Source organism: Sphingobium sp. SJ10-10 (assembly GCF_036038995.2).
Taxonomy (GTDB): Bacteria; Pseudomonadota; Alphaproteobacteria; order Sphingomonadales; family Sphingomonadaceae; genus Sphingobium.
Window position 1 is genome coordinate 673106 of record NZ_CP158133.1, and the last position, 25279, is coordinate 698384.

A 25279-nucleotide genomic window follows, 5' to 3' on the forward strand; every position below is an offset into this window, starting at 1 on the left:
CTGCGTCATCTTGCGCCAAAGCCAATTTTCCTGGGAGAGAGCCTTGACCGACATTCGCATCACCCTGGGCGGCATCGCCGCCGCTACGCTTCTGACGCTGGCGCCGCTGTCGGCGCAGGCCAAGGATATCGTCGTCCATATGAAGAACCAGGGCGCGGACGGCGCCATGGTGTTCGAACCGTCCTTCGTGAAGGCGGCGGTGGGCGACACCATCCGGTTCCAGCCGACCAACCCCAGCCATAATGCCGAAACCATGCCCAACATGCTGCCCGTTGGCGCCACGCCGATGAAGGGCATGATGAACAAGGAAGCGGTGCTGACCGTGACCAAGCCGGGCCTCTACGGCATCAAGTGTATGCCGCATTATTCGATGGGCATGGTGGCGCTGGTGCAGGTGGGCAAGGTGGCTCCGGCCGATCTTGCCGCCGCCAAGGCGGTCAAGCTGCCGCCTTTCGCCGCCAAGCGGATGACCGCCGCGCTCGCCAAAGTGAAGTGAACGGGCCGATGCTGAACATCCCTGCGCAAAGAAGCGATGACATCTACCCCGTGCCGCCCCACTGGGCGGCAAAGGCGAAGGTCGATGCGGCGGGCTATGCCGCCGGCTATCGCCGCTCGATCGAGGATGCCGACGCCTATTGGCTGGAGCAGGCGAAGCGGCTGAATTGGCTGCGCGAGCCGACCCGCGCCGATGAAAGCAGCTTTGCGCAAAGCGATTTCGGCATCAAATGGTTCAGCGACGGCATGCTGAACGTGTCCGCCAATTGCCTCGACCGGCATCTGGCCGAGCGCGGGGACCAGACGGCGATCATCTGGGAGCCGGACGACCCGAGCGAACCGGCGCGGCGCTTTACCTATCGGCAGGTGCATGAGGAAGTCTGCCGCTTCGCCAATGTGTTGAAGGGCGCGGGCGTGGGACGCGGCGATAGGGTGACGCTCTATCTGCCGATGATAGCGGAGGCGGCCTTCGCGATGCTCGCCTGCGCGCGGATCGGCGCGATCCATTCGGTGGTGTTCGGCGGTTTTTCGCCTGAAGCGCTGGCGGGCCGGATCACCGATTGCGACAGCAGGATCGTCATCACCGCCGATGAAGGCCGGCGCGGCGGCAAGACGGTGCCGCTCAAGCACAATGTCGATGCGGCGGCGGCGCTGGCGCCGATGCTGGAACGCGTGATCGTCGTCCGGGCGACCGGCGGCGACGTGGCGATGGAGCCGGGCCGCGACGCTTATTATGACGAACTGGCGTCAAGCGTTTCCGCCGACTGCCCGGCGGAGGCGATGTCCGCGGAAGACCCGCTGTTCCTGCTCTACACCTCCGGATCGACGGGCAAGCCCAAGGGCGTGCTGCATTCGACCGGCGGTTATCTGCTCTGGGCGGCGATGACCTTCGATCTCGCCTTCGACCATCGGCCCGGCGAGGTGTTCTGGTCCTCCGCCGATGTCGGCTGGGTCACGGGGCACAGCTATATCGTCTATGGGCCGCTCGCCAATGGGGGCACGACCCTGATGTTCGAGGGCGTGCCCAACTGGCCCACGCCGTCCCGCATCTGGGAAGTGGTCGACCGGCATCAGGTGACGACGCTCTATACGGCGCCGACCGCGCTGCGTTCGCTGATGCAGGAGGGGGACGCGTTCGTAACCCGCACCAGCCGCGCTTCGCTGCGGCTGATGGGCACGGTTGGCGAGCCGATCAATCCCGAAGCCTGGCGCTGGTATCATGAGGTGGTGGGCGAAGGGCGCTGTCCGATCGTCGATACCTGGTGGCAGACGGAGACGGGCGGGCACATGATCACCCCGCTGCCGGGCGCGACCGACCTCAAGCCGGGGGCCGCGACCAAGCCCTTCTTCGGCGTTGCGCCTTTGCTGGTGGACGGCAACGGCGTGGCCGTGGAGGGCGCGGGCGAGGGCAATCTCTGCATTGCGCGGAGCTGGCCGGGTCAGGCGCGGACGGTGTGGGGCGATCATGAACGGTTCTTCCAGACCTATTTCACCACCTATCCGGGGCTGTATTTCACAGGCGACGGCTGTCGGCGCGATGCGGATGGGGATTATTGGATCACCGGGCGCGTTGATGACGTGATCAACGTGTCGGGCCATCGCATGGGCACGGCGGAGGTCGAAAGCGCGCTGGTGCTGCATGAGGCGGTGGCCGAGGCGGCGGTGGTCGGCTTCCCGCACGACATCAAGGGGCAGGGCATCTACGCTTATGTCACGCTCAACAGCGGCGAGGTTGCCGATGAGGCGCTGCGCAAGTCGTTGGTGACATGGGTGCGGCAGGAAATCGGGCCGATCGCCACGCCCGACGTCATCCAGTTCGCGCCGGGACTGCCCAAGACCCGTTCCGGCAAGATCATGCGCCGTATCCTGCGCAAGATCGCGGAGGGCGAGATGTCCGCTCAGGCGTTGGGGGACATATCGACGCTGGCCGACCCGGCAATCGTGGAGGAATTGATCCGGAGCCGGGCGGGATAAGTCGACCTTCTTTCCCACCCGGCGTTGCTTGCCGAAAGCGCAGGGTTAAGGAAAAATTGACGGCCACTGGCCAAGCCCTGCTCCTAAACCATTGATCATAATCGCTTTGTGATCGGCCGCGTCCAATGATAGGAAGAGGCGCGGTTCCGAGGCAAAAGGTTGTCGATGGATAGGAAATTGGCAAGCGAACGGGGTGCCGAACAAAAGGCGTTGGCGGCGCGGTGGGGCATCGCCACCGAGGCCATGGAGGCTTTGGCCGGGGCGCGGTCCATGGAGGCGGTGACCTATGTGTTGCGGGCCTTCGCGCGCCGTGCCGTCGGGGCGGACGGCATTGCGGTGGTCCTCCGCGATGAGGACCAGTGCCATTATATCGCGGAAGATTCGATGGAGCCGCTCTGGGCGGGGCAGCGCTTTCCCGCCTCAAGCTGCGTGTCTGGGTGGGCCATGGAGCATCATCAGACAGTGGTGATCCCGGACGTTTTCGATGATGATCGCGTGCCGGTCGAGGCCTATCGCACCACTTTCGTGCGGTCCATGGTGATGGTGCCGATCGGCCGCATCGAACCCATCGCCGCGCTCGGCGCCTATTGGTCCGAATTCGCCCAGCCCACCGACAATGAGATCGCGCTGCTGGAAGGCCTGGCCCGCGCCGCATCCACCGCGCTGGAAAATGGGCGCCTCTTTGCGTCGCTCGAAGCGCTGAACGACCAGCTCGAACATCGCGTCCGGGAACGCACCAGCGAACTGGAACGGTCGCAGGACAGTCTGCGCCAAGTCCAGAAGCTGGACATGCTCGGCCAGTTGACCGGCCATGTCGCCCATGATTTCAACAATCTGCTGATGCCGATCGTCGCGGGGCTGGACCTGATCCTGTCGGGGAAGAGGACGCCGGAGTCCATCGAGCGGCATGCCACCATCGCCATGCAGGCGGCGGAAAGCGCCCAGACTTTGGTCCAGCGGCTCTTGACCTTCGCCCGTCGTCAGCCGCTTGCCGCCAAGGCGGTCGAGCTGCCAGCTCTGCTCGGCGGCATGCAGGATTTGCTTGCCAGCACGCTAGGGCCACGGATCGCGCTGTCGATCGATCTGCAGGCGATGCTGCCGCCGGTTCGCGCGGACGCCCATCAGCTTGAAGTCGCGCTGCTCAATCTGGCCGTCAACAGCCGGGACGCCATGCCCGATGGCGGCATGCTCAGCATCAAGGGGGAAGCCAGGCGCAACCGGCTACCCGCCGCGCTTGCGCCCGGCCAATATGTCTGCCTCACCGTCACGGACAACGGCACCGGCATGCCTCCGGCGGTCAAGGCGGCGGCGATGGAGCCCTTTTTCACGACCAAGCCGTCCGGGCATGGCACGGGGCTCGGCCTGTCCATGGTCCATGGCCTTGCCGGTCAATTGGGGGGCATGGTGGAAATCGACAGCGCCGTCGGCAAGGGCACCAGCATCCGGCTCTGGCTTCCCATCGAGCGCGCGCCCAGCCCGAAGGTCGATCTCCCGGTCGTGGAAGAGGGATCCAAAGAGCGTTCGGGGAAGGTTCTGCTGGTGGACGATAATGACCTTGTCCGGAACAGCACGCGCGAAATGCTGATCGACATGGGCTATGAGGTGATCGACACCGACCGCGCCGAACGCGCCCTTGGCATGATCGAGTCCGGCGATCGGCCCGACATCCTCATCACCGACCATATCATGCCGGGGATGACGGGGGTGGAGCTGGCGCTGCGCCTGCGTGTCGATCACCCGCACATCGCCTTGCTCATCATATCAGGCTATGAGGGGGTCGACCTGATCGCGCCGGACATCACCCGCCTGTCAAAGCCGTTCCGGCACCAGCATTTGCAGGCCTGTATAGCCGCGGCCCGCGCGCAGGCGATCTGACCGGGGGCATTTTCAAGTCGGAGGATCAGGCCGGAATAACCCGTCATGCCGAACGAGGCCGGCATGACGGGTTATCCCTTATTTTTCAAGCGGGTTGAACAGCGTCGACCGTATAATGCGCGCTGGTCTTGGCGGCGACTTCCTCCGCCGTCACGCCCGGAGCGAGTTCGACGAGGCGGAACGGGCTGTCATGGTCGGGCCGCTGAAAGACGCAAAGGTCGGTGACGATCATGTCGACCACATTCCTGCCGGTCAGCGGCAGGGTGCAGGCCGGGATGAACTTGGGGCTGCCGTCCTTGGACGTGTGTTCCATCACCACGATGATCTTCTTGACGCCCGCGACCAGGTCCATCGCGCCGCCCATGCCCTTGATCATCTTGCCGGGGATCATCCAGTTGGCGATGTCGCCATTTTCCGCGACCTCCATCGCGCCCAGCACGGTCAGGTCGATATGCCCGCCCCGGATCATGGCAAAACTGTCGGCGCTGGAGAAATAGACCGACTGTGGCAGTTCGCTGATCGTCTGCTTGCCCGCGTTGATGAGGTCGGCATCCTCCTCGCCCTCATAGGGGAAGGGACCGATGCCCAGCATCCCATTCTCCGACTGGAGCGTCACTTCCACGCCCGCCGGGATATGGTTCGCCACCAGCGTCGGAATGCCTATCCCCAAGTTCACATAGAAACCGTCCTGCAGTTCCTTCGCCGCGCGGGCGGCCATTTCATCTCTCGTCCAGGGCATCAGACAGCCTCCCTCTGGCGAACGGTGCGGAATTCGATCTTCTTGTCATAGGGTGCGCCGACGATCATGCGCTTCACATAAATGCCCGGCAGATGGATGGCATCGGGATCGAGGCTGCCCGTCGGCACCACTTCCTCGACCTCAGCCACGCAGATCTTCGCCGCCGTCGCCATGGGCTGGTTGAAGTTGCGCGCCGTCTTGCGGAAGATCAGATTGCCGCTCTCATCGGCCTTCCAGCCCTTGATGATCGCCACATCCGCGAAGATGCCGCGCTCCAGGATATAGTCCTGCCCGTCGAAGCTCTTGACCTCCTTGCCCTCGGCCACGGCGGTTCCCACGCCCGTCTTGGTGTAGAAGCCCGGAATGCCCGCGCCGCCGGCCCGGCAGCGCTCGGCCAGCGTTCCCTGGGGGCAGAACTCCACCTCCAGCTCGCCGGCCAGATATTGCCGCTCGAACTCCTTATTCTCACCGACATAGGAGGAGATCATCTTCTTGACCTGCCGCGTGCGCAGCAGCTTGCCTAGCCCTTCGCCGTCGATCCCGGCATTGTTGGAGGCGATGGTCAGATCCTTGACGCCCGAATCCCGGATCGCGTCGATCAGCCGCTCAGGGATGCCGCACAGGCCGAAACCCCCCGCGCATAGCTGCATCCCGTCGAAGAGCAGACCCTCCAACGCGCTCGCAGCATCCGAATAAAGCTTTTTGACCATAAGCATGCATCTCCTTCGAATGGCCATTCTGGCGGGAAGGATTTATCATTTCTAATGATTTGTTTTTTGCTCTAACCAAAAATAATGTCTATCAATCGCATCGGCCTCTTCCATCTCGAAACCCTGCTCTGGATCGACCGGCTCGGTACGTTCGCCGCCGCCGCCGAACGGCTGAACACGACGCAGCCCACCATTTCGGCGCGCGTGCGGGAATTGGAGGGCCATCTGGGCGTCCGCCTGTTTCGGCGCGAAGGCCGGACCATGTCTTTCACCCCGGCCGGACGCCAGTTGGTGCGCGATTGCGGACCGCTCTGGAGCGATCTGCAGAGCATGCTCCTGCGCTGTGGAGGGTTGGAGGAAGCGACCGGCGTGATCCGAATCGGGGCAGGGGAGATCGCCGCCGCAAGCTGCCTGCCTCCCTTCGTGTCCCAATTGAAGGCGGATATGCCGCATGTCAGCCTGGAACTGGAAATCGACCTCACCGCCAACCTGATCCAGCAATTGCTGACCGGGCGCACCGACATCGCGTTCGCAGCCGGGCCTGTGGCGCATCCGTCGCTCCAGTCCCATCCGATCGGGGCGGTTCGCCTGGCCTGGCTCGCCAGTCCTGCCGTCGCTGCGTCATTTCACGGCGATGCGGGGGATCGCACGATCCCGATATGGTCGCTGGCCAGCCATTCACCCATTTACGGGCGCATGCGCGATGCGATCGCCGCGTCGCGGATCGCGCATAAATCGCTCAACCTGTGCAACAATGCGCGGATGATGATCGACATCGCCAAGGACGGGGGCGGGATCGGCATTTTCCCCGAGCCCATGGCCCGCGACGACCTGATGAGCGGCGCTCTGGTCGAGCTGGAGGGGATGCCGGCGCTGGCGCCCATCGACTTCCATGTCGCGAAGCGCATTTCCGACAATGATCCGGTGACTCATGCGATATTCGATCGCGCCAGCGCGCTTCGTCTGGGACCAGAGGGCGATGGCGATCAGGAACCCAATGCCTGATTGGGATCGATGGTCTTGATGCTGGTGGGCGCCTCCCGGCCTTCATAAGGGGCCGTTACACCGGGCGCGGCAGGGGCGGCGTTCGATCCGATGTTAACCTCCCTGTCGACATAGACCTCGAACAGCGTGCCGGAGGGTAATTTGACGTCCTTGCCCCGGATGATCACCGCCAGCGGCAGGAAGAGGATGCCCGCGCCCACCGCGCCTAGCGTGCCGGATTTGCCCTTTGCATTGCGCTCACCGCGCACCGGCACGTCGATTCCGCCCGCCTTGACCGTGCTGACCTTGATGTCCAGCTTGCCGGACCGGCCCAACAGGCCATTGTCCCTGGCCCGGCTGACCTCTCCGACCGCCGGGCTGCCCGCAGGGATCAACGTCACGCCCCCGATCGTGACCGGCTTGGCGACCGCCAGCTCCACCGGGTCGCCAACGCGCGCTGATTTGGAGGAAAGCTCCTGACGCGTCTCCAACTGGATGGTCATGCCTTCGGGAAGGATCATCGACTGGGCGAGGGCCGGACCAGCGGTCGCCGCCAGCAGCAGGGAGGCCAGGGCCGCCCATCTCCTGGTCCGGCGCATCGGCAATGACGCGTGAATCATCGGGCCATCCTCTCCACCTGATGCAGTTGGTCGGGCCTCCAAAGTCGAACGCAAGTTTACGCTTCTGAAGGCCGGGCATCAAGAAACGAGTCCGGCATCCCCAAATGGTTTTTCGCTCGGCCGATCTCAGCCCGCGGCCGAAGCCTTTTGCCGGGACGGCTGAAAGGCCTGCGCCAGTGGTCCTGTCATGCCGATGATGGTGAGATCCCCGTCCATCAGCATCCTGCCTGCCTGTTTCCGCTGCACCTTGCCGCTCGTTGTGCGGGGAATCGCGCTGGCGGGCACCATCACCAGATCGGTGATGCTCAGTTCCAGCCGCTCCATGGCGATGGCGCGCAATTTGCCGGCGGTTTCCTGCAACATTTCGTCGGACAGCGACCGGGCCTTGTCCCGCTTCATCTCCGCGATCAGGACGATGTGCTGCACGTCACCGATCTCGATCTCGACGGCGGCGGCGCTGGCCTGGCCGACCGTTCCGGACAGTTCCGACCAGATATGTTCGACATCGCTGGGCGCATAGTTGCGGCCGCGCACGATGATCGTGTCCTTGAGACGGCTGACGATGAAAAAACCCTCGGGCGTGGAAAAGCCCAGGTCGCCCGTTCGGAGGAACGGCCCGCCTTCATCCAGCCGCCCGCCGAAGGTCGCCTCCGTCGCCGCTTCATTATCGATATAGCCCACCGCGATATGCGGACCCCGCAGCCAGATTTCGCCCACTGAGCCATCGGGCAGCGGTTCGCCCGTCTTGGGATCGACGATACGTGCCTCCGCCCCTGCCATGGCTGGGCCGCAGCAAGCGAGGTCGAGTCCCTCGGCGCTTTCCTCCGCCCGACCGGCGGCCAAAGCGCGGCTGTCATAGGTTCTGACGACCGGCTCGCTTTGCGGCGGCACCGCGATCGTCACCAGCGTCGATTCCGCGAGCCCATAGCAGGGCAGGAAGGCGCGCTTGTCGAAACCGGCATCGGCAAAGCATTCGGCAAAACGGTCGAGCGTGCTGGGCCGGACCCGCTCCGCGCCGTTGAAGGCGACCCGCCAGCTCGACAGGTCCAGTTCCGGGATACCCCGGCGCGTGGCATAGTCGACGCACAGGTCATAGCCGAAATTCGGGCCGCCGCTGGTATGGGCGCGATAGCGGGAAATCAGGTGCAGCCACGACATCGGCTTGTTGATGAACGCGGCTGGCGAGGTGATCACGCAGGTCGAGCCCAGGAACAGCGGCTGCAATATATTACCGAACAGCCCCTGGTCGTGATAATGCGGTACCCAGCCGACGAAATGGGAATCTTGGCTGTGGCCGAAGGCGGCCTGGATCATCGTCTCATTGGCGATGATGTTGCCATGGGTGATCATCACCCCCTTGGGGTTCGACGTGGTGCCGGAGGTGAACTGGAGCACGGCAAGCTGATCCGGCTTCAGCGTGAGGGGCGTGAAGGGATGCGTCCCCTGCCCTAGGGCGGAAAATTCGAGATAATGTATGGCGCCGGGAAGCGCGGCGGACAGTTCCTGCCCGAATTGGCCTGCCATGCTGTCGTCCAGCATGATGCAATCGGGCCGGATGTCGCCCAGCATGCTCAGGATATTCTGCAACCTTGCCCGCCGCCGCCCGACCGGCGCGACCGGAATGGCGACGCCGCCCACCGCAAGGCAGGCCAGCAGCGCGAGCGCGAAATCGGTGCCCGCCGAAAAGAGCAGGGCGATCCGGCGACCGGCCAGTCCCCGCGCCGACAGGGCGCCGGCAAGCTGCCTGACCCGAGCCGCAGTTTGCGCATAGGTCAGGCTGTCCTGCGGCCCTTCGCCCAGGTCGAATATCAGCGCGGGCCGATCCGGAACGGTATTTTCATGGCCAAGGACGATGTCGATTATCGATCGACTAAAGTCTATCTGCATCTTTTTTGCGAACCCGATGATCTTGTTATTCCGCCGCGAAGGCTATCCGAAGCAATCCGATCTTGCGCATGCGGAAACCGGCGGCCGACATGCGCAGATAGCGGGAATATTTCTCGACCGGATGGATGTCCGGATCGACCACGCCGCTTCTCACCGCGCCGCGCAGCTTGTTGCTCCACATTTCGCAGGTGCGCGCATAGTCCAACCCATCGTCGCGCAGCCTTTCGATGCGGAACAGCCCCTTGGACGCGACGACGATATCCTCCAGCGTGGGCAGCTCCGCCGCTGGGAAAATCTCGTTCGAGATGAAGGGATTGGCATCCTCCGGCGACATCTTGCCATAGGCGATGGTCTGGAGCGAGAGCCGTCCCTTGCCCGCCGTCCAGTCGCGGCAGGCCTGGAAGAACTCGCGGTACACCCCACGGCGCTCGTCCACGCTCTGCTGCGGATGGGCGAAATGTTCGAACGCGCCGACGGAAATGATCGCGTCGAACGGCTTGTCGGGGCGATAGTCATGCCAGTTGGACAGGACCGCGCTGATGCCCGGATCGCCCAGCCCTTCTATATAGGCGAGCTGCTCCTCGCTGAGCGTCAGTCCGACGCATTCGGCAACGCCATAGCTGCGCCGCAGATTGCGCATCATGCCGCCCCAGCCGCAGCCCACGTCCAATATCCGCATGCCGCCAGCCGCGCCGACCGACTCCGCATGATAGGCGAGCTTGCGCTGCTGCGCCTCTTCCAGCGGCGCGTCCTTGGGCAATCCGTCCCACATCGCGCTGGAATAGGTCATGGTGGGGTCCAGCCAGGCCGAATAAAAGTCGTTGCCGACATCATAATGGTGGCGGATGGCGGCAGCCGAGCCGCCATATTCGATCTGTTCGTCCTGGATCATTGCGCGGCGGAGCCTTGTGCCTGTTGCGCCGCCATGTCGTTGACTGCCGCGGCGATGCCCGCCGCCGCGTCGCGGATCGCCTCCGCCTCGAACAGCAGTTCCAGCGGCAGTTCGTCGGGCAGGTTCAGCCAGTTTTCCAGTTCCACCATCAGCGAAATCGCCTTGGCGGAATCGATGCCGAAACTGTCGAACGGCGCGTCCGGCGACACGGCGGCGGGCGCCACATTCACTATTTCAGCGATGCGCGCCACGATCCACGCTTCGATCTCCTCTGCTGTCGCTTGTCGAATAAGGTCGAAATTCATCAATGCCCCCCTGCAGACAATCGGGTTGTCCCGAAACTGCCATAATAACCATCCGCCTGCGTCGTGGCGGATGGGTGTGTGACGGAACCGATCTCCGGCTGGGCCGCGATCTTTTGCAGTTCCGGATTCTCGCGCGCCAGCCGGGCTGCCGCGACATGCACGCTCTTCTCCCCTGGAAGGAGGTCGTCGATGGTGATGTGCGACGGCTTGGGCAGACCCCACATCTGACGCATCTCGTTCAGCGCGGCCTGAGATACTTCCACCTCATAGGCGACCGCTTCCCCCTGGCCATAGTCCATGGCCGATCCGAGCAGGGTCAGTTTCCAGCCCACGCCATAACAAAAGCTGAGCATGCGGACATCGGTGAAGCCGACGCAGCGGTCGATCCCGGCCTCATAGGCCAGTTCCAGCGGCGCGATCATGCACGCGGCCTTCCGTCGCAGATTGTGGCGGCGCATGCCCCGTTCAATGCAGAATCCCCGGCTCAGTTCCCAGGTGCGCCCGTCGTCGATCGGGCGGATGCCGGCCGGCAGGACGTGCGAAAAATGGTCGAGCAGCATGGAACAGTCGTCCGTGGGGCGGAAACGCAGCCCCATGACGACCCGGTTCTCGGTCGAAAACCCTATGATGTTGCTCGCGCGCGCATCATCATATTCATCATATTCCAACCCGTCCTTGACCTTGAGATCCCAGCCAAGCTGGTTGACGAACACCTCCGCGCGGGCCTGGTGCAAATCTCTGATCTCGTCCTGGTAAAGTGCGGAATTGTTCTTCGAAATCAGATGAATCAAATCCGTTCGTCTCCCGCATGCAGCGGCTGCGCCTCTAGCATATTATGCTGGGGAGGTCATCGGAAAGTTGCAGGCCGCAATTCATCGGCCCGGCAAAAAATCCAATCGGCAAAGGGGGCTTAGGCGGCCTGCTTGCGCTGGGCGCGCTGAACATGGACTTTGACCGCCTGCACGGAACGGTCCAGAGCCTCCGCAATATCGAGATCGCACCATCCCGCCTGCCGCTGGTGGAGGCAGAAAAGCTCGGTTTCGGTGAGCGACGGGGCGGCCAGATCGTCCTGCGCGTCCAGCAGGGCGATGCCCCGGCACAGGTACAGCGTGGCCATGGCGTGCAGGTTCGCCCGCTCTTGCCCGCTTTCCAGCGTGCTGAGCAGCCGGATTTCGACCTCATATCGCTTCTCGTCCCATCCGGTGATGGGAAAGCAGAGCCGCGGCAGCTTCTCCGGCTGTGCGATCGGCCCGCACCAGCCGGTTTCACCGAACAGGAAGCGCCGGGTTTCGCCGTCGACCTCATAACAGGCATGGCTGGCGGCCTGCAGGCCCAGCGCCTGGCTGAAGCGCGTCACCAGGCTGTCGATAGTGAGGGTGGTGTCGACGCCCGCGATGAAATCGGCCGCGGTGGTCGAACTTCCGGCGCGAAGCTGGAGGCTGGGGATATATTCGCTCATGGTTCCTCACGCGACAACTGCCTGCCACCATGCCGCGCAGGTCTTAAAAGCGGGTTAAGCGGACCCTCCGACGGTCCGCTTCCTCTTTGCGGCAGAGCGAGCCCTGAGCGCGTTGTCGAGCGACAGGTGCTTGACATGGCAGAGGAAAGGCAAAAGGTCGGTTAGCGAAGAGACATTAACGATGGGGACAACATGCGGCCGACCTACCGAACCGAACCTTCTGCCGATCATGCGGTCGATGAATGGCTGGCCTCCCATGGTGAGGATCAGGCCGCGCCCGTCATAGCGGGCGATACGAGCCGCCCGGAACTCTATTCGCGGGCGAGCTGGGAACCGCTGTTCAGGCAGATGCGCGAATCCGCGCCGCTGAACCGGGTGGAGGGAACCGCCTATGGCGACTATTGGAATGTCTGCAGCCATGCGCTGGTGAGCGAGGTGGAGGGGAAGCCCGATCTTTTTTCCTCCTCCTGGAAATATGGCGGCATCACCATCGCCGACCCCGCGCCGGGCGAGGAATTTCAGCTACCCATGTTCATCGCCATGGACGAACCCGAACATAGTGCGCAGCGCAAGACCGTGGCGCCGGCCTTCACCCCGGCGCATATCGCGGAACTCGCGGTAAAGCTGCGCGCGCATACGGGGGCGGTGCTGGACAGCCTGCCCGTGGGCAGCCGTTTCGACTGGGTCGAAAAGGTGTCGATCGAACTCGCCACCAGCATGCTGGCGACGATATTGGGTTTCCCCTGGGAGGACCGGCATCTGCTGACCTTCTGGTCCGACTGGGCCGGACATATGGAGGCGGCGCGTATCCCGGAACTGTTTCAGGTCCGGCGGGAGGTGCTCACCGAAATGGCGACCTATTTCCACCTTCTCTGGGAAGAGCGGCGCGCCAGTCCGGAGGGGGTCGACCTGTTGGGGATGATGATCCGCAGCGACAGCATGTCGGAAATGGGGCCGATGGAATTCATCGGCAATCTCGCTTTGCTGATCGTCGGCGGCAACGACACCACCCGCACCAGCATGTCCGCCGCGATATTGGGGCTGGACCGCTTTCCCGATGAGCGGGCGAAGCTGATCGCGGACGAGAGCCTGTTGCCCAATGCGGTCCAGGAAATCATCCGCTGGCATACGCCGATCGCCCATATGCGACGTACGGCGACCGCCGATTGCGAACTGGCCGGACACAGGATCGCGGCCGGTGACAAGCTGGCGCTCTGGTATATTTCCGCCAATCGCGACGAAGCCGTCTTTCCCGATGCCGACCGGCTGGACCTGTCGCGCGCCAATGCCAGGCGTCATCTGTCCTTCGGCCATGGCATCCATCGCTGCGTCGGCGCCCGCCTGGCGGAATTGCAGCTTCGCATCCTGCTCGAAGAATTGATGAAGCGGCGGCTGCAGGTGAATGTGGTGGGCGATGTGCGCCGCGTCCATGCGAATTTCGTAAACGGCTTCCGGCATATCGAGGTCGAACTGACCCCTTATTGATGGTCCGCCAGGCCCGTCCGATCCGGAGAAGCACGTAGAGAGAGTTTAACCACCAGTTTACCAAGGCTGTCTAAAGGGAGAGGCATTCGAAAATATAACGGAAAACATGGGTCATGCATAATAGGGGTTATAACCGGCGTTGGAAGTGGAGGCTTCTGGCCTCGGCGGTGGTGGGAATGGCGTCGTCCGGCGCTGCATGGGGGCAGGTCCGGAATGATGCGGACATCATGGTGACGGCGCGCAAGGTGTCGGAGCCGCTGCTCAAGGCGCCGGTGTCCGTGACCAGCATTTCTGGCGACACGATTGTCGCGGCGGGCCTGCAGGGCATCACCGATTTGACTCGCGTCGCGCCCAACGTCGATATCAGCGGCGGCATTGCCGGGCAGTTGCAGGGCCAGATCTCCATTCGCGGCATTTCCACGCTGGTCCGCAATATCGGGCTGGAAACCGGCGTCGGCATCTATGTGGACGGCGTCTATGTGGGGCGGCCGGAAAATTTTGTTCAGCATCTGCTGGACATCGACCGGGTCGAGATCGCGCGCGGTCCGCAGGGAACCGAATATGGCAAGAACACCATTGCCGGCGTGATCAATGTTCAGACCAAGCAGCCTGACGCCGATCCCGGCCTGTCTGTCCGGTTCGATGCAGGCAATTATGATTATCGCCGCGGCGAGGCGGTGCTGGGCGCGCGCCTCAACGACCGTTTTTCGGTACGCGGCGCGATAGCCTATGCCCGGCAGGACGGTTTCTACAAGCATCTCTCAGGCGGGCAGGACGCCGGATCGACCGATCTGCTCACCTGGCGTCTGTCCGCCAAATTCGCGCCGACCGACCAATTGTCCTTCGTCGCGCGCTGGGACGGCCTGCGGGACCGTGGCGTTCCGGCCTTCTTCCAGGCCGATGCGCTGGCCGGCTATCCGGCGGATTTTCCGTCGAGGGAGCCGCTGCATATCAACAACAACCTCCCCAATCGGCTCCACCGCGACAGCCAGGGAATTTCGCTGACCGGCGAATGGACGTCCGATGCGATCTCGCTGACCTCCATCACCGCCTACCGGGATTCCTCCTATGATGCGTCGCTGGACGACGATCAGGAACAGGTGGACTTCGTTTCGGCGGATAATTTCAGCGACGATTCGCATTTCTTCAGCCAAGAACTGCGGCTGGCGGGCGAGGCCGGCAAGCTCCGCTATTTGCTGGGCGCCTATTATTTCGACCAGATGGTGCATACCGACCGGGGATTGGGGCTGGGCGCCAGTTTACAGCCGGCGCTGCCGTTTCTTTTGCCCAGCGATAATCTCCTGACCACCAGAGGTAGCGTTAAAACGGAAAGCCGCGCGATTTTTGGACGGCTCGACTATCAGCTGACCAACCGCCTCTCGCTTTCGGGGGGCTTGCGCTATACGCGGGAAAAGAAGCGCGCCCATTTCGAGCAGAACGATATTACCGGCACTTTTCCCAAATTGGGTTTTCTGGACCTGACCTTCGATGACGGATCGACCGACGACGACCTGTCGCCGAGCGCGAGCCTTTCCTATGAGGTTGCGCAGAACACCAATCTTTACGCCCGCTTTTCGCGCGGTTTCAAGAGTGCCGCCTATAATGTCGATCTGGTATCCTTACGTAGCGCCAGCCTGACCGCCAGCCCGGAAAAAGCGACCAGTTACGAGATTGGCTTCAAGACATTGACCCTCGACAAGCGGCTTCGGCTCAATGTTTCGGCCTTCCACACCGATTATGACCGGTTGCAGGTGTCGCAGGTTCTGGGTAGCGCGCTGGCGCTGTCCAATGCCGGCCGCGCGCAGATAGAGGGTGTAGAGGGAGAGCTGGCGCTGCAACTGTCCTCACGGCTTCGGCTGGAGGGGAATGCCGCCGTGCTCGACGCCCATTACAAGACGTTCGACAATTGCGGCGTCCCGGACTCGGTCGGCGGGGGCAGCACGGACTGTGCCGGCAAGGATCTGGTGCTGGCGCCTCATTTTTCGGGCTATGGCGCCGTCAGCTACGAGGTTCCGGTAACCTTCGGAACGATCTTCGCCCGGGCGGACGTGGACCATCGCTCGACCGTCTTTTTCGAGCCGACCAATTCCGACAGCTTCAAATCCGGTCCGCGCACTCTGGTTAATCTTCGCCTCGGCCTGCGCCACGGCAAATGGGATATCGCCGCTTGGGTCAGGAATCTGACCGACAAGATCTACAAGACCTATGCGGACGATCGATCCGGATTGGGTGTATTTAGAACGGCGGCTTATAGCGCGCCCCGCACCTATGGCGTCAGCCTTTCCTCGACATTTTGAACATGCTGCGCGGCGGCCCATGGGACGGGCCATTAATCAAATCTTAGCCAGCAGATGGTGAATAATTCGTGGCGCGATTGGCGCCGGGACAGCGGGAGTGGGATGGCGGACCAGATTTCATCGCGGTCACCTGATGAATGGGAAGACAGGCAGGACCCGATGGATGGCGACCAGCAGATCCTGGCGTCAGCTGGCGTTTTGCGATGCGTGGTGGACGGCAATGGCCTGCTTCACGCGGATCCCGCTGCGGCGCACCGTTTCGGCCTTATGGATTCGCAGCCGCTGTTTCACTGGCTTCGCGGCGTTCGCGGCATATTGCGCAGGCCGGTTTTCCAGTTCATCCGTGCGGTCCGGAAGGGGCAGGAGGCCGAGGCGGCCCTGACGCTGAACGGGGATGATGGCGGCCTGAAAAATGTTCGGGTCATTGCGCGGACACGGTGCACCCCCCTGGGTTGGACGGCCGTCGATCTGGTAGTGGTCGACGTTACGATCGAGCATGCGGAAATCGAACTGCTTCGGCGTAGCATGGAAAATCTGCGTCTGATCGTCGAATATAATCCGCAGCTTCCCTGGATTGCCGATGCGGAAGGCCGGATCATCGACTTCACCGATCGCTGGCTGGAAAATACCGGCCTTGAGCGGGACGAAGCGGAAGGGTCCGGCTGGCTTTCGGCTACTCATCCCGACGATATCGAGCCGGTGACCCAGCGCGTCGCTCATTCCCACGCCACCGGCGAACCCTTCGACGTGCGCGTGCGCCTGATGGTCAACGACCAATATCGCTGGATGCGGGCGCAGGCTTATCCCCGGCGCGACGATTCAGGCCAGATCATCCGCTGGTATGGCTATACCGAGGATATCCATGAAAGCGTGCTGATCGAGGAGCAGATACGCTGGAATGCCGAGCATGATTCGCTGACTGAACTGCCCAATCGGGCGATGTTCAACGCCTGTCTGGACAAGGCGCTTGCCAAGGCGCTGACCGACTTCAAGAAGGTCGGCGTGTTCCTACTGGACATCGACAATTTCAAGGACGTCAACGACCTGATGGGTCATCATGCCGGTGACGAGCTGTTGAAGAGTTTCGCTGCCCGGCTAAGGGAGATCTTCGCCGGCGATGCGGTGGTGGCGCGGCTGGGCGGCGACGAATTCGCTATATTGATCGAGAATGTCGAAAGCCGGCAGCAGCTTGCCGACCTTGCCAACCGCGTCCTTACCATTCGCGAGACCTTTTTCGCCGCGGGCCGGTCGCTCGAATGCCGGGTCAGCATCGGCGTCGCGACCTTTCCCGACGATGGGCGTGTCGCGACGGAGCTTCTTCGCCATGCGGACCTGGCGCTTTATCGCGCCAAGTCGCTGGGACGCGGGCGCATGCAGATGTTCGAGCAGTCGCTGCTGGAGGACATGCAGGAACGCGTGGCCATGATCAACCGGGCCAGGACCGCCGTGCGCGACGGCACGATCATCAGCTATTATCAGCCCAAAGTGTCGTTGCAGACCGGCGAGCTGGTCGGGTTCGAAGCGCTGCTGCGGTGGCGCGACAGTTGCGGCACCATTCGCTCGCCCGCCGAAATCTATGCGGCGTTCGACGATCATGACGTGGCCGACATGATCGGCCAGACGATGACCAGCCAGGTATTTGCCGACATGGCCGCCTGGCGCGCGCGCGGCCTGCCGGTGGGGCATGTCGCGATCAACGTGTCTTCGGCCGAACTGCGGCGGGAACGCTTTGCCGGACGCCTGATCGAGACGATGGACCGGTTTTCCATCGAGCCGCATGCGATCGAGATCGAGATCACGGAAGGCGTTTTTCTGGGCGCGGGATCGGACACCGTGCGCCGGTCGATCGATGAGCTGCATCGGTGCCACATCCCCCTGGCGCTGGACGATTTCGGAACCGGCTTTGCGTCGCTTTCCCACCTGCGGTCCTTGCCGATCAGCACGTTGAAGATCGACCGCTCCTTCGTCAGCGGGGTGACGGCGCGCGAAAGCGACGCCGCCATCGTGTCGGCGCTGATCACGCTGGGACGTGCGTTGAACATGAAGGTCGTGGCCGAAGGCGTCGAGGAAGCGGACCAGTCGATCAAGCTCAAGGCGCTGGGCTGCGACTATGCCCAGGGCTTCTATTTCAGCAGGCCGGCGCCGTCGGAGAATATCCCCGCGCTGATCCAGTCCTGGAACGAGAACAGCGCCATCGTCACCCTGAACCGGCGCGCCGCGTCCTGGCCCTTGCGCGGGACGCGGGGCGAAGGCCGGACGGACTCTCTGACCGCCTGAGGGAGTCATCGCCGCTGGCTTCTTGCCGTCCAGCATGACGCAGGCCTGGCCGGGTTTGGATTTCGTCCCGCCCCCATACGCATCGTGTTCCTGCCTGCGCAGGAACACGGCGCGCTTCAAGTCAATCAGCCCTATCCATTGACAATCGTCCCGCCATTGGGATGCAGCACCTGCCCCGACATGTAGCTGGCGTCGTCGCACGCCAGATTTTCGGACAGCGACCGGGTGAAGGCGGTGATCGCGCCCTTGGTGCTGGAATAGTCGAGCAGTTCCTTCGACCCCTGATACATGGTGATGGAGGTGCAGTTGACGATCGCCGCCCCGCGCTTCAGATGCGGGCGGACCGCTTGCGTCAGGAAGAACATGGCGAAGATGTTGGTCTGGAAGGTGCGGCGTAGCTGTTCCTCGCTGATGTCGCTGTCGGGATGTTGCTCGCCCGCCGTCCTTCCGCCCGGACGATCCCGGCGGTCTTTTCGCGTCGTCATGTTCGCAGAGGTAGAAGATCGCGACATCGGCCCCTTCGCGGGCATCGCAAATCTCCTTTCCCGAAGAACTCGTCGCTCGCCGGGGAGTTCTTCGGGACGAGCCCGGTTCGACGCACCGCCGGAGCGGATGGAGACATGCGATGGTTTTGAAAGCCCTGGCCCTCAATTGCAGCCTCAAGGCGAAGGACGGCGAATCCAGCTCGACCGACGCGATGATCGCGGTGCTGCAAAGAGCCCTTGCAGCCGATGGCGTCGATTCGCGCGCAAGCGCGGCCTGAGCAGTTGGTGGCACGAGCAACGCTATTACAGCAATTTCTCGCCCAGGCTCGACCATGGCGACATGGCCGTGCTGAAGGTCCAGCACTGGCTACAGGCGACCGGAGCGACCGATGCCCGGCTGGCGCGGCTGGCCGAGATAAGCGGACCGGAGGACCGTCCGATCGCGCAAGACATCGACCAACCTGTGATGCCTTGCACGTGGAAGGCGGCCTTACTTCTTCAAGCCGTAGCGCGCGGCAGGCTCGGCATTGAACATGGATTGCAGGAGCGTTCCACTCGCGCTGTCATAGGCTTCGAGGAGAGACAGGTCCGCCAGCGACGGCGCGATGACAGGCTCGCCCTGCTCCAGACCCGACATCACCGAGTCAACGCAATCTTCGGTCGTCATGACGATAGCGTCCGGCAGCGGGTCCAGCTCGGCGCCGCCCGCCACGTCCCATCCTTCGGAAACCACGGCGCCAGGCAGGATCAGCCGCACATTCACACCAGTGCCTTCGACCTCGTTCTGAAGATATTTCGTCAGGAGATACACATAGGCCTTGGTCGACGCATAAACAGGAATGCCGATGCCAGGGAAGGGCGCGAAACCCGCGCCGGAACCGATGTTGATGAGCGTGCCCGCACCCCGCTCGGTAAAGCGCACGAGAGCGGCCTTCGACAAGGTCGTCAAAGCCGTGACGTTGAGGGCGATCATGTTGGCGATGACATCATCCGGCGTTTCGACCAGCGTTTTGATCGTGGAATAGCCGGCATTGTTCACCAGGAACGAAACCGAAGGATCGGCCGAAATGCGCTTCGAGACGGAGCTAACGCCCGCAGGATCGGAGAGGTCGGCGACCAGAACTTCAGCGCGAACCGAAAAACGGCTTTCCAGATCAGCCGCGATAGCGCGAAGCCGGTCTTCCCGCCGCGCGACGAGTACGAGATCATAGCCGCGCGAGGCAAGACGATCGGCGAAAAGCTTGCCGATACCCGAAGAAGCCCCGGTTACGATCGCTGTACCAAGATTCCCAGACAAATCGATTTCCTTTAGCACATGGAGGAATGATGAACGGGCAAGCGCCCAATTCTTAACCGCCGCAATATGCGTCCCGTCCAACCGGGACCATGACCAATACCCTCATGGACAAGGTGACATATATATTCACCCGCCCACGTAGCACCAGGTTCACCTTGCCAGATGTGGTCGGTCTAACTCTGTGTGAATAGTAGAATTCCCATTCCGCTCTCCTGCAATCAGCCTGTTCAATCTGCGCTCACGCGGGCCCCGCGGCTTGAGCGAGATTGCGATGTTTCGGCTGCATCAAACCGTCCTAGCCGCCACGCCCAAAAGTCCCCAAGGTACAACCGCGCGCATGCCAATCGCGCCTCTTTCGCGCACCGCTTGGCTTCCAGGAGTTACCGTGAGCTACATCGTCGACCGTCATAATCTCGACTTTCTGCTGTTTGACATGTTCGATTTGGAGAAGGCGCATGCGTCCGGCCCCTTCGAAGGGCAGGACAGGGAGTTGATTTCACAGCTTCTGGATACGGCGCAGCGCATTGCTGAAGCCGAATATCTGCCTACGGCCGCCACGCTTGACGCCGTTCCACCGACCTTCGAGAATGGCGAAGCGGTCATGCCGGCCTATGTCGCTCGTGCGCTGAATGCCTATAGCGAGGCAGGTCTTTCGGCGCAGAGCTTTCCCGAGGAAGTCGGAGGGCTGGGCATGTCGCATACGGTCAGCATGACCGTCAACGGCATGTTCAGTGCCGCCAATGTCGCGATCGCCAATTACTTCCTGCTGACCGCGGCGGCGGCACGTCTCTTGCTGGCATTCGGCACGGAGGAGCAGAAGTCCCGCTACGCGTCACATATGATCGCGGGGCGCTGGATGGGCACGATGTGCCTGTCCGAACCGCAGGCGGGCTCGTCGCTGTCCGACATCACGACGCGGGCCGATCCCGTGGGCGAAGGCTCCTATCATCTGCGCGGCACCAAGATATGGATCTCCGGCGGCGGCCACCGCATGAGCGAGAATATCGTTCATCTCGTTCTTGCCCGGCTTCCCGACGCGCCCGCCGGCGTCAAGGGCATCTCCTTGTTCCTCGTCCCGCAAAAGCGCCTCGACGAAGCAGGCCGGCCGGGGGAAGACAATAATGTGACGCTGGTCGGTCTGGCGCACAAGATGGGGCAGCGCGGAACGACCAACTGCCAGCTCAATTTCGGTGAGGACGGTGCTTCGGTCGGCTATCTGATCGGCAAGCCCAACCAGGGGCTGCACGCGATGTTCCACATGATGAACGAAGCGCGCATCGGCGTCGGGCATATCGCGACAATGTCGGGACTGATGGGCTATCTCTACTCGCTCGAATATGCGAACGAGCGCCTTCAGGGCCGCCGCATCGGCCAGAAGAATCCCGGCTCGCCCCAGATTCCGCTGATCGAGCATGTCGATATCCGGCGCATGCTGCTGGCGCAAAAGGCGGCGGTCGAAGGCGCGCTGGCGCTGTGCATCTATTGCGCGCTGCTGGTCGATGAGCAAAATGGCGGGGGCGAGTCGGATCACGCTGACGTCGCCCTGCTGCTTGAAGTGTTGACGCCGATCGTCAAGTCATGGCCGTCTGAACATTGCCTTGAGGCAAATAAATGGGCGATGCAAATATTGGGTGGCGCGGGATATACCAGCGATCATCCGGTAGAGCGCCTCTATCGCGACAACCGGCTCAACCATATCTACGAAGGCACGTTCGGCATTCAGGGCATCGACCTTCTGGGACGGAAAGTCCGTCTGGGGGAGGGGCGCGGCCTTGCCCTCCTGATCCAGCGCATCAAGGCCACGATCGGCGAAGCAGCGCACATCCCCGCGCTGTCCGGCCATGCGGCCAAGCTGACAGACGCTCTCGCCTGGGTCACCGACGCCACCGCCGCGGCCCTGGCGGAGCCGGAAATGGAGCGCAGCCTTGCCAACGCGACGCTCTATCTCGATGCGACCGGGACGGTCGTCATCGGCTGGCTGTGGCTGTGGCAGGCAATGGTCGCCGTTCGCATGGAAGAGGGCGGTGCCACCAACAGGGCTTTTTATGAGGCCAAGCGCGCCACCTGCGACTATTTCTTCCGCTACCAACTGCCGCACGCGCAGATCGACCTGGGGCTGGTGAATGCATTGGACGTCACCTGCCTCACCACGACGCCGGAGCAGATCCGCGCGGCCTAGGGATACAAGGCTCGGTTAGGCATGCGAGATAATCAAGAGGAGGATGGCTTGGGAAGCCGGAATACAGGAACGCCCGATCTGCTGTCGACGCTGGACCAAGGCATTTTGACGCTGACGCTCAACCGGCCGGAAGCGCGCAATGCCATGAGCGATCCGATGCTGGAAGCTATGGACCGCGAACTCGCATTTGCCGAAGGCAGTAACGAAGTGCGGTGCGTGGTTCTTCAGGGAAGTGGCCGTGCCTTCTGCGCCGGTGGCGACGTCAAGGCTATGGGAGAGAACCCCATAACGCCGTCCAAACTAGACGATCGCGTCGAGTATCAATGCGCCATTCAGCGCGCGACGTCGGGCAGGCTGGTCGCGATGGCCAAGCCCACCATGGCCATCATCCACGGCCCGGCTGCGGGTGCGGGTTTCGCGCTGGCGCTGGCTTGCGACCTCAGGGTCATGGCCCGCCCGGCTTTCCTGCTCACGGCATTCGCGAGCGTCGCTTTGTCGGGGGATTTCGGCATCGGATATCTGCTCACCCGGCTCGTCGGGACGGCGCGGGCCAGAGAGATGATGTTCCTGCCCGAACGTATATCGAGCGACCGGGCGCTGGACATGGGGCTGACGAACTGGGTGTATGAAGTCGAAGACCTGCCCAAGCAGGCGGCCGTAATCGCCCAGCGCCTAGCGGCCGCTCCGCCCCAGGCGCTCGGCTATATGAAGGAGCATCTGAACAGGGCGCTGTCCTCCGAATTTGGCCCCTATATGGATCGTGAAGTGCGCTGCCATATCGATTGTTCGCAAACGGCGGACCATCTTGAGGGAGTCAGGGCTTTCGCAGAGAAACGAGCGCCCCTTTTCAGCGGGCATTAGAGTGGCCGGGCATTCCACCAGTCATCCCGGCCCGCTGCCCCGGTCCCTTTTGCCCGATGGCATCCGGTCCCGTATCGTCGACGGGGTCGGCGATCTTGACATGCATATTCTCGAAGCCGGTTTTGAAGAGGAGTATCGGCCCGCCATTCTTCTTCTGCATGGCTTTCCCGAACTGGCGTGGTGCTGGCGCAGGCTGATGCCGCTTCTGGCGGCGGCTGGTTATCATGTGATCGCACCCGACCAGCGGGGTGTTGGCCGCACCACTCCTCAGCCAGACGCTTATCACACGGATCTGGAGCCTTATGCCACAGGCAATCTGGCGAAGGATGTCTTCAACCTCGTCGAAGCACTTGGTCTTTCTTCGATCGAGATGCTGATCGGCCATGATGCGGGTTCGATTGTCGCGGGCTTCTGCGCGCTCGCGCGGCCGGACATGATCCGCCGCCTCGTGATTTCAGCATCGCCTTTCGGGGGCGCGCCCCCGAAAGGCGCCGCGCCGGCCGCGCCTTTCCTCGACCATCCGGTCCATGAGGAACTTGCGCGACTGCCGCAGCCGCGCAAACATTATCAAGCCTATTATTCAGGCCCAGACGCGAACAACGACATGTGGCATCCGCCACAGGGGATTCACCAGTTTCTGCGCGGCTACTATCATCAGAAAAGCGCCGACTGGGACGGGAACAGGCCGTTCCCGCTCAAGAGCTGGACCGGCGCAGACCTTGCGCGACTGCCGCATTATTATTGCATGCCGGCACAAAGCGGAATGGCGGAGGTCGCCGCTGCCGTCATGCCCGACGCCAGACAGGTGGCGGCGTGCACATGGCTGAGCGATGCTGATCTGGCGGTCGCCGCCGCCGAATTTGCCCGCACCGGGTTCCAGCCCGCGCTCAACTGGTATCGCAGCGCTCTGGCAGAAGGCATGACCAGCCGGGATATGTCGCCGTTTCACGGCCAGCGCCTCACCATGCCGGTGGCCTTCGTTGCCGGTAAGGTTGACTGGGGTCCATATCAGGCGCCGGGGTTGATGGAAATCATGCGGGACGGGCTGGCGGCGGACTCGGTTTCCATTCACTTTATCGACGGGGCCGGTCACTGGGTGCAGCAGGAACAACCGGAACGCTTTGCGGAGATCGTGCTTGCTCTCGCCAAGCTGTCATGATCCCGCCGAATTTCACGCGGTTGAAGGCGCTGTGCCGTAAATCGCGACCAGAGGGTTGCGAAGGCTGGTCATTGCCCCATGGCGTGCGGATGGCATGATTGGGGCAGCAGTTCGCGCTGATAATCGGCCCGGTTCCAGGCGAGTCCATCGGTTCCTGTCCTGCTACACATGGATGGAACCGTGCGCGCGATCGGACGGAATGCGCAAAAAAAGCGGAGAGGCACAGAATGACAAAGCTCTTGAATGACCACCGGATCGATCCACGGATCAAAGCTATTTTTGGTGAGTATGGGGCGCCGACTGCGCCCGACTTGCTCACACGTGAAGAGGTGATCGCGTTCATGCACACTCCGGAGGCGCAGGAAGCTGTGGCAGCAGATGCCGACTTCTTCGCGGCGGCCGTGTGCGAAGAGTCCGCTCCATCCGCCGGCCTTGTCTACGAAACCAAGACGTTCATTTCGCAACCGGACGGGAATGAAATCAAAATCCAGTATATCCGCCCCGAAGGCACGGACGTCCTGCCCTGTGTCTATTATATGCATGGCGGCGGTATGGCGTATCTGTCGGCCTTCGATCCCAACTACCGCGGATGGGGCAGCATCATCGCGGCGCAGGGCGTGGCGGTCGCGATGGTCGATTTCCGCAACAGCCTGCTTCCCTCGTCCGCTCCGGAAGTGGCTCCCTTTCCCGCCGGCCTGAACGACTGCGTCGCGGGCGTGAAATGGGTCCATGCGCATGCCGAGGAACTGAAAATAGATCCTGCCAGGATCACTCTCGCCGGCGAAAGCGGCGGCGGCAATCTCTCCCTGGCGACCGCGCTGAAGCTCAATCGCGATGGCGACATCGGCCTTATAAACGGCGTTTATTCGCTTTGCCCGTTTATCGCCGGTCAGTGGCCGCATCCCGACCATCCCTCATCCCACAATAATGAGGGCATCTTCATCAGCATCGGGAACAACCGTCTTACCTTGGCCTATGGTATCGAGGCGTTCGAGCGTCAGGATCCGCTGGCATGGCCCATCTTCGCGTCCGAAGCCGATCTCAAGGGCTTGCCGCAAACGGTCATCAGCGTGAACGAATGCGATCCCCTTCATGACGAAGGCGTCGCATTTTATCGCAAGCTGCTGGCGGCCGGGGTGCCCGCGCGCTGTCGTTCCCTGATCGGGACGGTGCATGCGGTCGAGATTTTGCCGAGATGCGCGCCGGACATTAGCGCCAACACCGCCAACGACATCGCCTATCTTGCAAGGACGGGAAGGTGACAGGAAATCTGCTCGCCGCCGATGTCGATGGCCCGCT

General features: G+C 62.6%; 21 protein-coding genes and 2 pseudogenes. 13 read left to right on the forward strand and 10 right to left on the reverse strand.

Annotated elements, in window-relative coordinates; translation table 11 throughout:
- The first annotated feature begins 43 nt into the window (after window positions 1-43).
- The 3 genes from VVT58_RS18620 to VVT58_RS18630 all read left to right on the forward strand — a co-directional run bounded on the left by VVT58_RS18620 (window position 44) and on the right by VVT58_RS18630 (window position 4344).
- On the forward strand, window positions 44-496 hold the full coding sequence (locus tag VVT58_RS18620; protein ID WP_066563589.1) for a pseudoazurin: 453 nt from the start codon (window positions 44-46) through the stop codon (window positions 494-496).
- 8 nt (window positions 497-504) lie between these two features.
- Window positions 505-2469 carry an acetate--CoA ligase gene (gene acs / locus VVT58_RS18625; protein WP_327754516.1) on the forward strand — a complete coding sequence of 655 codons (1965 nt, stop codon included), beginning with the start codon at window positions 505-507 and terminating at the stop codon, window positions 2467-2469.
- A gap of 165 nt (window positions 2470-2634) precedes the next feature.
- The gene (locus VVT58_RS18630) at window positions 2635-4344 is read left to right on the forward strand and encodes an ATP-binding protein (protein ID WP_327754515.1); all 1710 of its coding nucleotides are present in this window, start codon (window positions 2635-2637) and stop codon (window positions 4342-4344) included.
- 85 nt (window positions 4345-4429) lie between these two features.
- Here VVT58_RS18630 and VVT58_RS18635 read toward each other — a convergent pair whose 3' ends face one another.
- Window positions 4430-5083, reverse strand: a complete 654-nt coding sequence (locus tag VVT58_RS18635; RefSeq protein WP_327754514.1) for a CoA transferase subunit B — start codon at window positions 5081-5083, stop codon at window positions 4430-4432.
- Entirely contained in the window at window positions 5083-5793 is a 711-nt protein-coding gene (locus VVT58_RS18640) for a CoA transferase subunit A (protein WP_066563577.1), read from the reverse strand. The genes VVT58_RS18635 and VVT58_RS18640 overlap by 1 nt, the downstream gene beginning before the upstream one ends.
- Before the next feature lie 84 nt (window positions 5794-5877).
- On the opposite strand from VVT58_RS18640, the gene VVT58_RS18645 reads away from it, so the two are divergent.
- Window positions 5878-6798, forward strand: coding sequence for a LysR family transcriptional regulator (locus VVT58_RS18645; RefSeq protein ID WP_066563575.1), 921 nt, complete (start codon window positions 5878-5880; stop codon window positions 6796-6798).
- Here the strand turns inward: VVT58_RS18645 and VVT58_RS18650 are convergent.
- The 6 genes from VVT58_RS18650 to VVT58_RS18675 form a co-directional block, all read right to left on the reverse strand.
- On the reverse strand, window positions 6780-7397 hold the full coding sequence (locus VVT58_RS18650; protein WP_066563574.1) for a hypothetical protein: 618 nt from the start codon (window positions 7395-7397) through the stop codon (window positions 6780-6782). The genes VVT58_RS18645 and VVT58_RS18650 overlap by 19 nt on opposite strands.
- A gap of 126 nt (window positions 7398-7523) precedes the next feature.
- Window positions 7524-9284: a fatty acyl-AMP ligase gene (locus tag VVT58_RS18655; protein WP_327754513.1), complete on the reverse strand. Its 1761-nt coding sequence runs from the start codon at window positions 9282-9284 to the stop codon at window positions 7524-7526.
- 25 nt (window positions 9285-9309) lie between these two features.
- The gene (locus VVT58_RS18660; RefSeq protein WP_327754512.1) at window positions 9310-10176 is read right to left on the reverse strand and encodes a cyclopropane-fatty-acyl-phospholipid synthase family protein; all 867 of its coding nucleotides are present in this window, start codon (window positions 10174-10176) and stop codon (window positions 9310-9312) included.
- Complete coding sequence (locus tag VVT58_RS18665; protein ID WP_327754511.1) at window positions 10173-10481, reverse strand: acyl carrier protein; 309 nt, start codon at window positions 10479-10481, stop codon at window positions 10173-10175. The genes VVT58_RS18660 and VVT58_RS18665 overlap by 4 nt, the downstream gene beginning before the upstream one ends.
- Window positions 10481-11272: an acyl-homoserine-lactone synthase gene (locus tag VVT58_RS18670; RefSeq protein WP_327754510.1), complete on the reverse strand. Its 792-nt coding sequence runs from the start codon at window positions 11270-11272 to the stop codon at window positions 10481-10483. Before VVT58_RS18670 ends, VVT58_RS18665 begins: the two co-directional genes overlap by 1 nt.
- 119 nt (window positions 11273-11391) lie before the next feature.
- Complete coding sequence (locus VVT58_RS18675; protein WP_066563557.1) at window positions 11392-11940, reverse strand: hypothetical protein; 549 nt, start codon at window positions 11938-11940, stop codon at window positions 11392-11394.
- 192 nt (window positions 11941-12132) lie between these two features.
- On the opposite strand from VVT58_RS18675, the gene VVT58_RS18680 reads away from it, so the two are divergent.
- The 3 genes from VVT58_RS18680 (at window position 12133) to VVT58_RS18690 (ending at window position 17999) form a co-directional block, all read left to right on the forward strand.
- On the forward strand, window positions 12133-13425 hold the full coding sequence (locus VVT58_RS18680) for a cytochrome P450 (protein ID WP_066563554.1): 1293 nt from the start codon (window positions 12133-12135) through the stop codon (window positions 13423-13425).
- A gap of 113 nt (window positions 13426-13538) precedes the next feature.
- A complete protein-coding gene (locus VVT58_RS18685; protein WP_066563552.1) occupies window positions 13539-15722 on the forward strand; it encodes a TonB-dependent receptor in 2184 nt (727 codons plus the stop codon).
- Window positions 15723-15824: 102 nt separating this feature from the next.
- Window positions 15825-17999, forward strand: coding sequence for a bifunctional diguanylate cyclase/phosphodiesterase (locus VVT58_RS18690; RefSeq protein ID WP_237230117.1), 2175 nt, complete (start codon window positions 15825-15827; stop codon window positions 17997-17999).
- Window positions 18000-18130: 131 nt separating this feature from the next.
- On the opposite strand, the pseudogene VVT58_RS18695 reads toward VVT58_RS18690, so the two are convergent.
- Window positions 18131-18590, reverse strand: a pseudogene (locus VVT58_RS18695) (SDR family NAD(P)-dependent oxidoreductase); the annotation flags it as partial.
- A 34-nt stretch (window positions 18591-18624) separates the two neighbouring features.
- On the opposite strand from VVT58_RS18695, the gene VVT58_RS18700 reads away from it, so the two are divergent.
- Window positions 18625-18762: a hypothetical protein gene (locus VVT58_RS18700; protein ID WP_327754509.1), complete on the forward strand. Its 138-nt coding sequence runs from the start codon at window positions 18625-18627 to the stop codon at window positions 18760-18762.
- Window positions 18763-18776: 14 nt separating this feature from the next.
- Window positions 18777-18920, forward strand: a pseudogene (locus VVT58_RS18705) (GlxA family transcriptional regulator); the annotation flags it as partial.
- Window positions 18921-18974: 54 nt separating this feature from the next.
- On the opposite strand, the gene VVT58_RS18710 reads toward VVT58_RS18705, so the two are convergent.
- A complete protein-coding gene (locus tag VVT58_RS18710) occupies window positions 18975-19781 on the reverse strand; it encodes an SDR family oxidoreductase (protein ID WP_158511786.1) in 807 nt (268 codons plus the stop codon).
- 385 nt (window positions 19782-20166) lie between these two features.
- Between VVT58_RS18710 and VVT58_RS18715 the strand changes: the two genes are divergently transcribed.
- The 4 genes from VVT58_RS18715 to VVT58_RS18730 all read left to right on the forward strand — a co-directional run bounded on the left by VVT58_RS18715 (window position 20167) and on the right by VVT58_RS18730 (window position 25242).
- A complete protein-coding gene (locus VVT58_RS18715; RefSeq protein ID WP_327754508.1) occupies window positions 20167-21960 on the forward strand; it encodes an acyl-CoA dehydrogenase in 1794 nt (597 codons plus the stop codon).
- Window positions 21961-22008: 48 nt separating this feature from the next.
- The gene (locus VVT58_RS18720; RefSeq protein WP_327754507.1) at window positions 22009-22821 is read left to right on the forward strand and encodes an enoyl-CoA hydratase-related protein; all 813 of its coding nucleotides are present in this window, start codon (window positions 22009-22011) and stop codon (window positions 22819-22821) included.
- 1 nt (window position 22822) lies between these two features.
- Entirely contained in the window at window positions 22823-23980 is a 1158-nt protein-coding gene (locus VVT58_RS18725) for an alpha/beta hydrolase (RefSeq protein WP_352000091.1), read from the forward strand.
- A 98-nt stretch (window positions 23981-24078) separates the two neighbouring features.
- On the forward strand, window positions 24079-25242 hold the full coding sequence (locus VVT58_RS18730) for an alpha/beta hydrolase (protein ID WP_352000093.1): 1164 nt from the start codon (window positions 24079-24081) through the stop codon (window positions 25240-25242).
- Window positions 25243-25279 lie beyond the last annotated feature (37 nt).

What these genes read in the sequence shown, in the direction of transcription:
- acs (WP_327754516.1), top strand. Translation starts at nt 505, where the DNA reads ATGCTGAACATCCCTGCGCAAAGAAGCGATGACATCTACCCCGTGCCG.
- VVT58_RS18630 (WP_327754515.1), top strand. Translation starts at nt 2,635, where the DNA reads ATGGATAGGAAATTGGCAAGCGAACGGGGTGCCGAACAAAAGGCGTTG.
- VVT58_RS18635 (WP_327754514.1), bottom strand. Translation starts at nt 5,083, where the DNA reads ATGCCCTGGACGAGAGATGAAATGGCCGCCCGCGCGGCGAAGGAACTG.
- VVT58_RS18640 (WP_066563577.1), bottom strand. Translation starts at nt 5,793, where the DNA reads ATGGTCAAAAAGCTTTATTCGGATGCTGCGAGCGCGTTGGAGGGTCTG.
- VVT58_RS18645 (WP_066563575.1), top strand. Translation starts at nt 5,878, where the DNA reads ATGTCTATCAATCGCATCGGCCTCTTCCATCTCGAAACCCTGCTCTGG.
- VVT58_RS18650 (WP_066563574.1), bottom strand. Translation starts at nt 7,397, where the DNA reads ATGATTCACGCGTCATTGCCGATGCGCCGGACCAGGAGATGGGCGGCC.
- VVT58_RS18655 (WP_327754513.1), bottom strand. Translation starts at nt 9,284, where the DNA reads ATGCAGATAGACTTTAGTCGATCGATAATCGACATCGTCCTTGGCCAT.
- VVT58_RS18660 (WP_327754512.1), bottom strand. Translation starts at nt 10,176, where the DNA reads ATGATCCAGGACGAACAGATCGAATATGGCGGCTCGGCTGCCGCCATC.
- VVT58_RS18665 (WP_327754511.1), bottom strand. Translation starts at nt 10,481, where the DNA reads ATGAATTTCGACCTTATTCGACAAGCGACAGCAGAGGAGATCGAAGCG.
- VVT58_RS18675 (WP_066563557.1), bottom strand. Translation starts at nt 11,940, where the DNA reads ATGAGCGAATATATCCCCAGCCTCCAGCTTCGCGCCGGAAGTTCGACC.
- VVT58_RS18680 (WP_066563554.1), top strand. Translation starts at nt 12,133, where the DNA reads ATGCGGCCGACCTACCGAACCGAACCTTCTGCCGATCATGCGGTCGAT.
- VVT58_RS18685 (WP_066563552.1), top strand. Translation starts at nt 13,539, where the DNA reads ATGCATAATAGGGGTTATAACCGGCGTTGGAAGTGGAGGCTTCTGGCC.
- VVT58_RS18690 (WP_237230117.1), top strand. Translation starts at nt 15,825, where the DNA reads ATGGCGGACCAGATTTCATCGCGGTCACCTGATGAATGGGAAGACAGG.
- VVT58_RS18700 (WP_327754509.1), top strand. Translation starts at nt 18,625, where the DNA reads ATGGTTTTGAAAGCCCTGGCCCTCAATTGCAGCCTCAAGGCGAAGGAC.